At 67.7% G+C, this 5,659-nt stretch carries 8 protein-coding genes and 1 tRNA gene; 5 read left to right on the top strand and 4 right to left on the bottom strand.

Annotated elements, in window-relative coordinates; genetic code table 11:
- Positions 1-250: 250 nt before the first annotated feature.
- Both VGL85_RS03565 and VGL85_RS03560 read right to left on the bottom strand, forming a co-directional pair.
- Positions 251-335: transfer RNA gene (locus VGL85_RS03565), tRNA-Leu, on the bottom strand.
- Between the two features lie 244 nt (positions 336-579).
- A complete protein-coding gene (locus VGL85_RS03560; RefSeq protein WP_331586055.1) occupies positions 580-852 on the bottom strand; it encodes a hypothetical protein in 273 nt (90 codons plus the stop codon).
- A gap of 84 nt (positions 853-936) precedes the next feature.
- Between VGL85_RS03560 and VGL85_RS03555 the strand changes: the two genes are divergently transcribed.
- The 3 genes from VGL85_RS03555 to VGL85_RS03545 are packed head-to-tail and all read left to right on the top strand — an operon-like array spanning position 937 to position 2,608.
- Complete coding sequence (locus VGL85_RS03555) at positions 937-1,515, top strand: YqaA family protein (RefSeq protein WP_331586053.1); 579 nt, start codon at positions 937-939, stop codon at positions 1,513-1,515.
- 20 nt (positions 1,516-1,535) lie between these two features.
- Positions 1,536-2,048 carry a disulfide bond formation protein B gene (locus tag VGL85_RS03550; protein WP_331586051.1) on the top strand — a complete coding sequence of 171 codons (513 nt, stop codon included), beginning with the start codon at positions 1,536-1,538 and terminating at the stop codon, positions 2,046-2,048.
- Positions 2,045-2,608: a demethoxyubiquinone hydroxylase family protein gene (locus VGL85_RS03545; RefSeq protein WP_331586049.1), complete on the top strand. Its 564-nt coding sequence runs from the start codon at positions 2,045-2,047 to the stop codon at positions 2,606-2,608. The genes VGL85_RS03550 and VGL85_RS03545 overlap by 4 nt, the downstream gene beginning before the upstream one ends.
- A gap of 16 nt (positions 2,609-2,624) precedes the next feature.
- Here VGL85_RS03545 and VGL85_RS03540 read toward each other — a convergent pair whose 3' ends face one another.
- On the bottom strand, positions 2,625-3,185 hold the full coding sequence (locus VGL85_RS03540) for an HNH endonuclease (protein ID WP_331586047.1): 561 nt from the start codon (positions 3,183-3,185) through the stop codon (positions 2,625-2,627).
- Positions 3,186-3,833: 648 nt separating this feature from the next.
- Here VGL85_RS03540 and VGL85_RS03535 point away from each other — a divergent pair.
- Both VGL85_RS03535 and gluQRS read left to right on the top strand, forming a co-directional pair.
- On the top strand, positions 3,834-4,463 hold the full coding sequence (locus VGL85_RS03535; protein WP_331586044.1) for a TetR/AcrR family transcriptional regulator: 630 nt from the start codon (positions 3,834-3,836) through the stop codon (positions 4,461-4,463).
- Entirely contained in the window at positions 4,456-5,346 is an 891-nt protein-coding gene (gene gluQRS / locus VGL85_RS03530; RefSeq protein WP_331586057.1) for a tRNA glutamyl-Q(34) synthetase GluQRS, read from the top strand. Before VGL85_RS03535 ends, gluQRS begins: the two co-directional genes overlap by 8 nt.
- Positions 5,347-5,456: 110 nt before the next feature.
- Here gluQRS and VGL85_RS03525 read toward each other — a convergent pair.
- Positions 5,457-5,659 (bottom strand): cold-shock protein (locus VGL85_RS03525; RefSeq protein ID WP_331586042.1); only part of this gene is annotated, 203 nt, incomplete at its 5' end.

Genomic DNA, 5,659 nt, shown 5'->3' with positions numbered 1-5,659 from the left:
CGGCGCCCTGGTCGTGGCCCCAGCGGGGGGCGGCGTTGGCCGCGCCGGCGACGAGGGCCGCGACGGCGACAGCCAAAACGAACGTTTTCATGGAAAAAACCTTTCGATTGGGAAAGTGGACGCCCCTGCGCCAAACCTTAGGCGCGGCAGATTGTTCTTCTGTTTCAGAAACGAAACAGCGTCGTGGCCAAGGCCGGCATCGACCGCCATCAAATGGCCGGCCAGCCGAAGCGCCGTTAGGCGCGAAGGCTGGTGCCCCCGGTCGGACTCGAACCGACACACCTCTCGGTACCGCATTTTGAGTGCGGCGCGTCTACCAATTCCACCACAGGGGCCCCGGGGCAGCGGCGCACTCTAGCGGCGTGCGGCAGGGCGTTCAACGTGCCGGCGGGATAGGCGCTCTTGATCCTCCACCGTAGGGGGAGGGGGACCGCACGCAGTGCGGTGGAGGGGGCGCAATGCCGGCCGCGCCCGTTTCAGAAATGACCTAGGATTTGAATCTGGACGCCGAGGCGCTGCGGACCCCCTCCACCATGCTGCGCATGGTCCCCCTCCCCCAACGGGGGAGGATTTGGGGTATCAGGGCCTGGCGATCAGCTGGCTGGCGCGGGCGCCGCGGTCGTAGCGGGAGGGGCCCCGATAGGCGGTGACTTCGCAGAGGATGTCGCCGCCGGGCTGGTCGCGCCAGATATAGCTCCGCTCGAACTCCAGCGCCCCGCCGGCGGGACCGAAGCCCTCATAGGTGTCGCCGTACGGCACGAGCCTGGCCAACTCGGCCCATTTCAGCCGCACGGCCTGGGCCAGCTCCTCGGCGGCTGCGGCTTCCAGCTCCGGATCGGGGGTCGCGGCCATGCTGGGCTCCTTGCGCCCTTCAAAGCATGCGCGGCCGCGTGTGGCGAGACTTGGACCCGGAACGCTGTTAGGAGCCGGCTCGACATGCTTCGCGCCCTCTACGAGTACATCCTGCGGCTGGCCGCCACGCCCTATGCCCTGCCGGCGCTGGCCGGCGTGGCGATGATCGAGGCCACCTTCCCGTTCGCGCCGCCGGACCTGATGCTGGCGCCCATGGTGCTGGCTAGGCGCGAGCGGGCCTGGCTCTATGCCGGGGTCTGCACGGCCGGATCGGTCACCGGCGGCATGATCGGCTACGCCATCGGCTTCTTCCTGGCCGCGCTGGGGATGCAGATCCTGGCCCTGTCCGGCCACGCCACGGCGCTCACCGCTTTTCACGCCTGGTTCGCCCAGTGGGGGCTGGCGGTGATCCTGATCAAGGGTCTGACGCCGGTGCCCTACATGCTGGTGACCCTGGCCTCCGGGATCGCCCGTTTCAGTTTTCCGGTCTTCGTCGGCGCCTCGATCGTCACTCGCGGCGGGCGCTTCTTCCTGGAGGCGGCGCTCTTACAGCATCCGCGGGCCAAGGCGGTGATCGACCGCCACTTCTACTGGCTGGCCGGAGCGGGGGTGGTGCTGATCGTCGGCGCTTTCGTTTTGCTCAAGCTCTTGGGCGGCGGCTGAATCCGCGCCATAGGTCTTCGATGCGCGCCCTCATCGCCTCCATCCTGCGGCACTGGCCGGCTCTGGCCTTCGTGACCTCGGCGGCCATGCTGGCCACCGCCCATGCCTTCGAGACCTTCGGCCATCTGGCGCCCTGTACGCTCTGTCTCTACCAGCGCCAGGTCTATTGGCTGGCCCTGCCGATCGCGGCCCTGGCCTTCATCGCCAGCCAGGGCGTCATCCCGCGCATCTTCACGCCCTGGATCGGCGGGCTTTTGGCGCTGATCTTCCTCGTCGGGGCCGGGATCGCGATCTATCACGCCGGCGCCGAATGGAAGTTCTGGCCCGGACCGACCACCTGCTCGGGCGCCGGCGCCAAGGTCAGCGCCGCGGGTCTGGCCGACCTGCTGAACGGCGCCAAGGTCACCGCGCCGCGCTGCGACCAGGCGGCCTGGGTCTTCCTCGGCCTCTCCATGGCCGGCTGGAACGCCCTGATCTCGCTGAAGCTGGCCGGCTGGAGCGCGGTCTGGGCGGTCAGGAGCAGCAAGCGATGAGCCAACGTCCCATTCCGCCGCGCCCAGGACCGGGCGCCGCCCGCGGCCGCCTGGACGAGATCCTGCGCGTCGACCACGCCGGCGAGCTTGCCGCCGTCTTCATCTATCGCGGTCAGCGGGCGGTGTTCGCCCGCGCCAACGACAAGGGCCGCATCACCGGCCAGCTGGAACAGATGGAGGCGCACGAGGCCGAGCATCTGGCCGCCTTCAACGAGCGGCTCACCGAGGCCCGGGTGCGCCCGACCCTGTTCGCCCCGCTCTGGCGCGCCGCCGGCTTCGCGCTCGGCGCCGGCACGGCGCTGATGGGCGAGAAGGCGGCGCACGCCTGCACCGAAGCCGTCGAGAGCGTCATCGAGGCCCACTATGCCGACCAGGTCGCCGAGCTGGCCGAACGCGAGCCGCTGCTGGCCGCGGACCTCTCCCGCTTCCGCGAGGAGGAACTGGCGCATCACGACCTGGCCGTCGAGGAGGGCGCCCGCGAGGCGCCCGGCTATCCGCTGCTGGCGGCGGTGATCCGCGCCGGCTGCCGCACCGCCATCAAGATCAGCGAGAAAATCTGAAAACGGGCTTGAGGCCTCAAGCCTCCAGTTCGATGTCCCAGTAGAGGTAGTCCAGCCAGCTTTCGTGCAGGTGGTTGGGCGGGAAGCGGCGGCCGTGGTCCTGCAGCTCGAACATGTTCGGGCGGTGCGGCGAGCGGCGCGGGTGCATGTGGGCTTCGTTCGGCGTGCGGCCGCCCTTGGCCAGGTTGCAGCGGGCGCAGGCGGTGACGATGTTCTCCCAGGTGGTCCGCCCGCCTTTTGAGCGGGGGATCAGGTGGTCGAAGGTCAGGTCGTCGGCCGAGCTGCAATACTGGCAGGTGAAGGCGTCGCGCAGGAAGAGGTTGAACCGGGTGAAGGCTGGCGGCCGGTCCTGGACGATGTACTGTTTCAGCGACACCACGCTGGGCAGGCGCATCTCGAACGAGGGCGAGTGCACCACCTGGTCGTAGGTGGAGACCACGTCGACCCGGTTCAGGAAAACGGCCTTGATCACCTCCTGCCAGGGCCACAGCGACAGCGGATAGTAGGAGAGCGGCCGATAGTCGGCGTTCAGCACCAGAGCCGGCGAACCCGAGGGCGGCCGTTTAAGCACCTGCATGGCGGGCCCCCCTGGAGGTTGGCTCGATGCGGAAAATCAGGCGCCCAATAAGACTGAAGGCGAAGCTCCTTCAAGGCCGAGGTGGAATCACTCGAGACCCTTAAGGCCCGATGCCGCCGGACCATAGGCGTAATTTCGCGACAGCTCTATGTCGGGCCGCTGGATTCTCTGGCGATTTGCTGGAAGCGTAGCCAGGCGACAACAGGGCCGGGCTGGATTCGGTCAAAATCGACCGGCGGAAGGCTGAAAATTCGGCGAAATCGCGAGTTGGACGTTTGAGGGGAGCGGGGAGTGCGGCGCTCCCCTCAAATCCATGGACCCTTCACGGGTTCAAGGTGGTCTTAAGCGCCGACGAAGGCGAGCGCCCCGCCGGTCACCAGGCCGATGGCCAGCATGAAGAGGCCGCCGGTGGCGTCGACCGCGCGTTGGAAGAGGGAGAGAGACATGATCGTTATCCTTGACAGGTCTGGTTCTGATGCGCCCCTCGGCTGGCGCCTCGGGCCGGTCCGTTTCGATCCTGGAGCCCCTTCGGAGAACCGCGTTTCGATCTGAACGGTGCTTAAATAGCACCTATTTGAACGGTGTCAAGATAATCTTTACAGCGTTAGAATTACGGCATACGGTGTTAGAAAATTAAGGGTGGAAACGATGACGACGACCGAAACCCCACTTGTGGACGCCAAGCCCTATCACCATGGCGATCTGCGCCGCGCCTTGCTGGACGCCGCCGAGACGGTGCTCGAGCGCGTCGGGCCGGGCGGGCTCTCGCTTCGCGCCGTGGCGCGCGAGGCCGGGGTCAGTCCCGCGGCCCCCTACCACCACTTCAAGGACAAGGACGAGTTGATGCTGGCCGTCGGCAAGATGGGCTTCACCAAGCTCAATGTCGCGCTGGCCGCCGCCGCGACGGCGCGCTCGGACCTCGGCGACCGGCTCTCGGACATCGGCCTGGCCTATGTCGAGTTCGCGCAAGACCACCCGGCCACCTATCGGGTAATGTACGATTGCGCGCGCCGGGTCGACGCCATGCCTGACGCCGACGAGCACGACAAGACCGGCTTTTCCATGGTCAAGGACGCCATCCGCGAAGCCGCCGGCGGCGAAATCAGCGAGGTCGACGCCCATCTGGCCGCCATCGCCGCCTGGTGCGCCGTGCATGGCCTGGCCGAGATGAGCGGTTTCGCCGAGTTCAAGACCCTGAAGACCGAACTCGGCGGCGAGAAGGAATTCCTGCGCGGTGTGCTGCGGCACGTGATGTTCACGCGGCCCCGCCATCACTGAACGGGTTGCCCGTTTCGCGCCTTCGCCGAGCGGCTACCTGCATCGCGGCCACGCCTATTCGGCGTTGACGGCGGCGGGCGCGGGCGATCGCTTCATTGTGCGCATCGAAGACATCGACACCGCCCGCTGCCGCCGCGAATTCGAGGCGGCCTTATTCGAAGACCTGGCCTGGCTCGGCCTGCGCTGGGAGACGCCGGTCCGCCGCCAATCCGATCACACGGGCGACTACCAGGCGGCGCTGGAGCGGCTGCGCGGCGCGGGCCTGGTCTATCGCTGCTTCAAGACCCGCGCCGAGCTCATGGACGAGAGCGCCCGCGCGCCGCACGGGCCGGTCGCGCCGTACATCGGCTCAGCCCTGCCGGCGGCTGAGGAGGCGCGGCGCCTGGCGGCGGGCGAGCCATTCGCCTGGCGGCTGTCGATCGGTGCGGCGAAGGCGCGGCTGGGGGCGGCGTTCGACCAGCTCGACTTTGTCGAGGAGGGCGGCGGTCCGAACGGGGAGCATGGGCGACTGAGCGCCGCGCCGGAGGCCGCCGGCGACGTGATCCTGGCGCGCAAGGGCCTTGGCGTCGCCTATCACCTGGCGGTGGTGGTCGATGACGCCCTGCAAGGGGTCAATCTGGTCGTGCGCGGCGCCGACCTGTTCGAGGCGGTCGGGGTGCAGCGGCTGTTGCAGACCCTGCTGGACCTGCCGGCGCCCGCCTATCATCACCACCCGATCCGGCTTGGACCCGACGGCAAGCGCTACGCCAAGCGCGACCGGGCCGAAACGCTGCGGGCGCTGAGGGCTGGTGGCATGACGCCCGCTGCGCTCAGGTCCGAGCTGGGATTTCCAAACCGGGCGTCATCACCCGCTGAAGCGAAGCGGAATGCGGGGGACCCATGAACACACGTTTCCCGGTGATCCTGGCCTAGTAATTGGGGACACGTACGACTTTCCGCGGCGGCGCAAGTACGGGCAGGGGTTTTGGAAGTCGTACGTGTCCCCAATTACATCTAACCCGCCTTCAGGTTCACCGCGGCGGTCTTGCCGCGTTCGTCGGTCAGCTCGTAGCTGATCGACTGACCTTCGTTCAGGCCGTTCAGGCCAGCGCGTTCCACGGCGGAGATGTGGACGAAGACGTCCTTGCCGCCGTCTTCCGGCTGGATGAAGCCATAGCCTTTGGTGGTGTTGAACCACTTGACCGTGCCGTTGGGCA

Origin of the sequence: Phenylobacterium sp. (genome assembly GCF_036501465.1) — a bacterium.
GTDB lineage: Bacteria > Pseudomonadota > Alphaproteobacteria > Caulobacterales > Caulobacteraceae > Phenylobacterium.
Note: the sequence above shows the minus strand (reverse complement) of the source record. Positions and strands in the feature narration are given on the sequence as shown.

What these genes read in the sequence shown, in the direction of transcription:
- VGL85_RS03555 (WP_331586053.1), top strand. Translation starts at nt 937, where the DNA reads ATGCTTCGCGCCCTCTACGAGTACATCCTGCGGCTGGCCGCCACGCCC.
- VGL85_RS03560 (WP_331586055.1), bottom strand. Translation starts at nt 852, where the DNA reads ATGGCCGCGACCCCCGATCCGGAGCTGGAAGCCGCAGCCGCCGAGGAG.
- VGL85_RS03535 (WP_331586044.1), top strand. Translation starts at nt 3,834, where the DNA reads ATGACGACGACCGAAACCCCACTTGTGGACGCCAAGCCCTATCACCAT.
- VGL85_RS03545 (WP_331586049.1), top strand. Translation starts at nt 2,045, where the DNA reads ATGAGCCAACGTCCCATTCCGCCGCGCCCAGGACCGGGCGCCGCCCGC.
- VGL85_RS03540 (WP_331586047.1), bottom strand. Translation starts at nt 3,185, where the DNA reads ATGCAGGTGCTTAAACGGCCGCCCTCGGGTTCGCCGGCTCTGGTGCTG.
- VGL85_RS03550 (WP_331586051.1), top strand. Translation starts at nt 1,536, where the DNA reads ATGCGCGCCCTCATCGCCTCCATCCTGCGGCACTGGCCGGCTCTGGCC.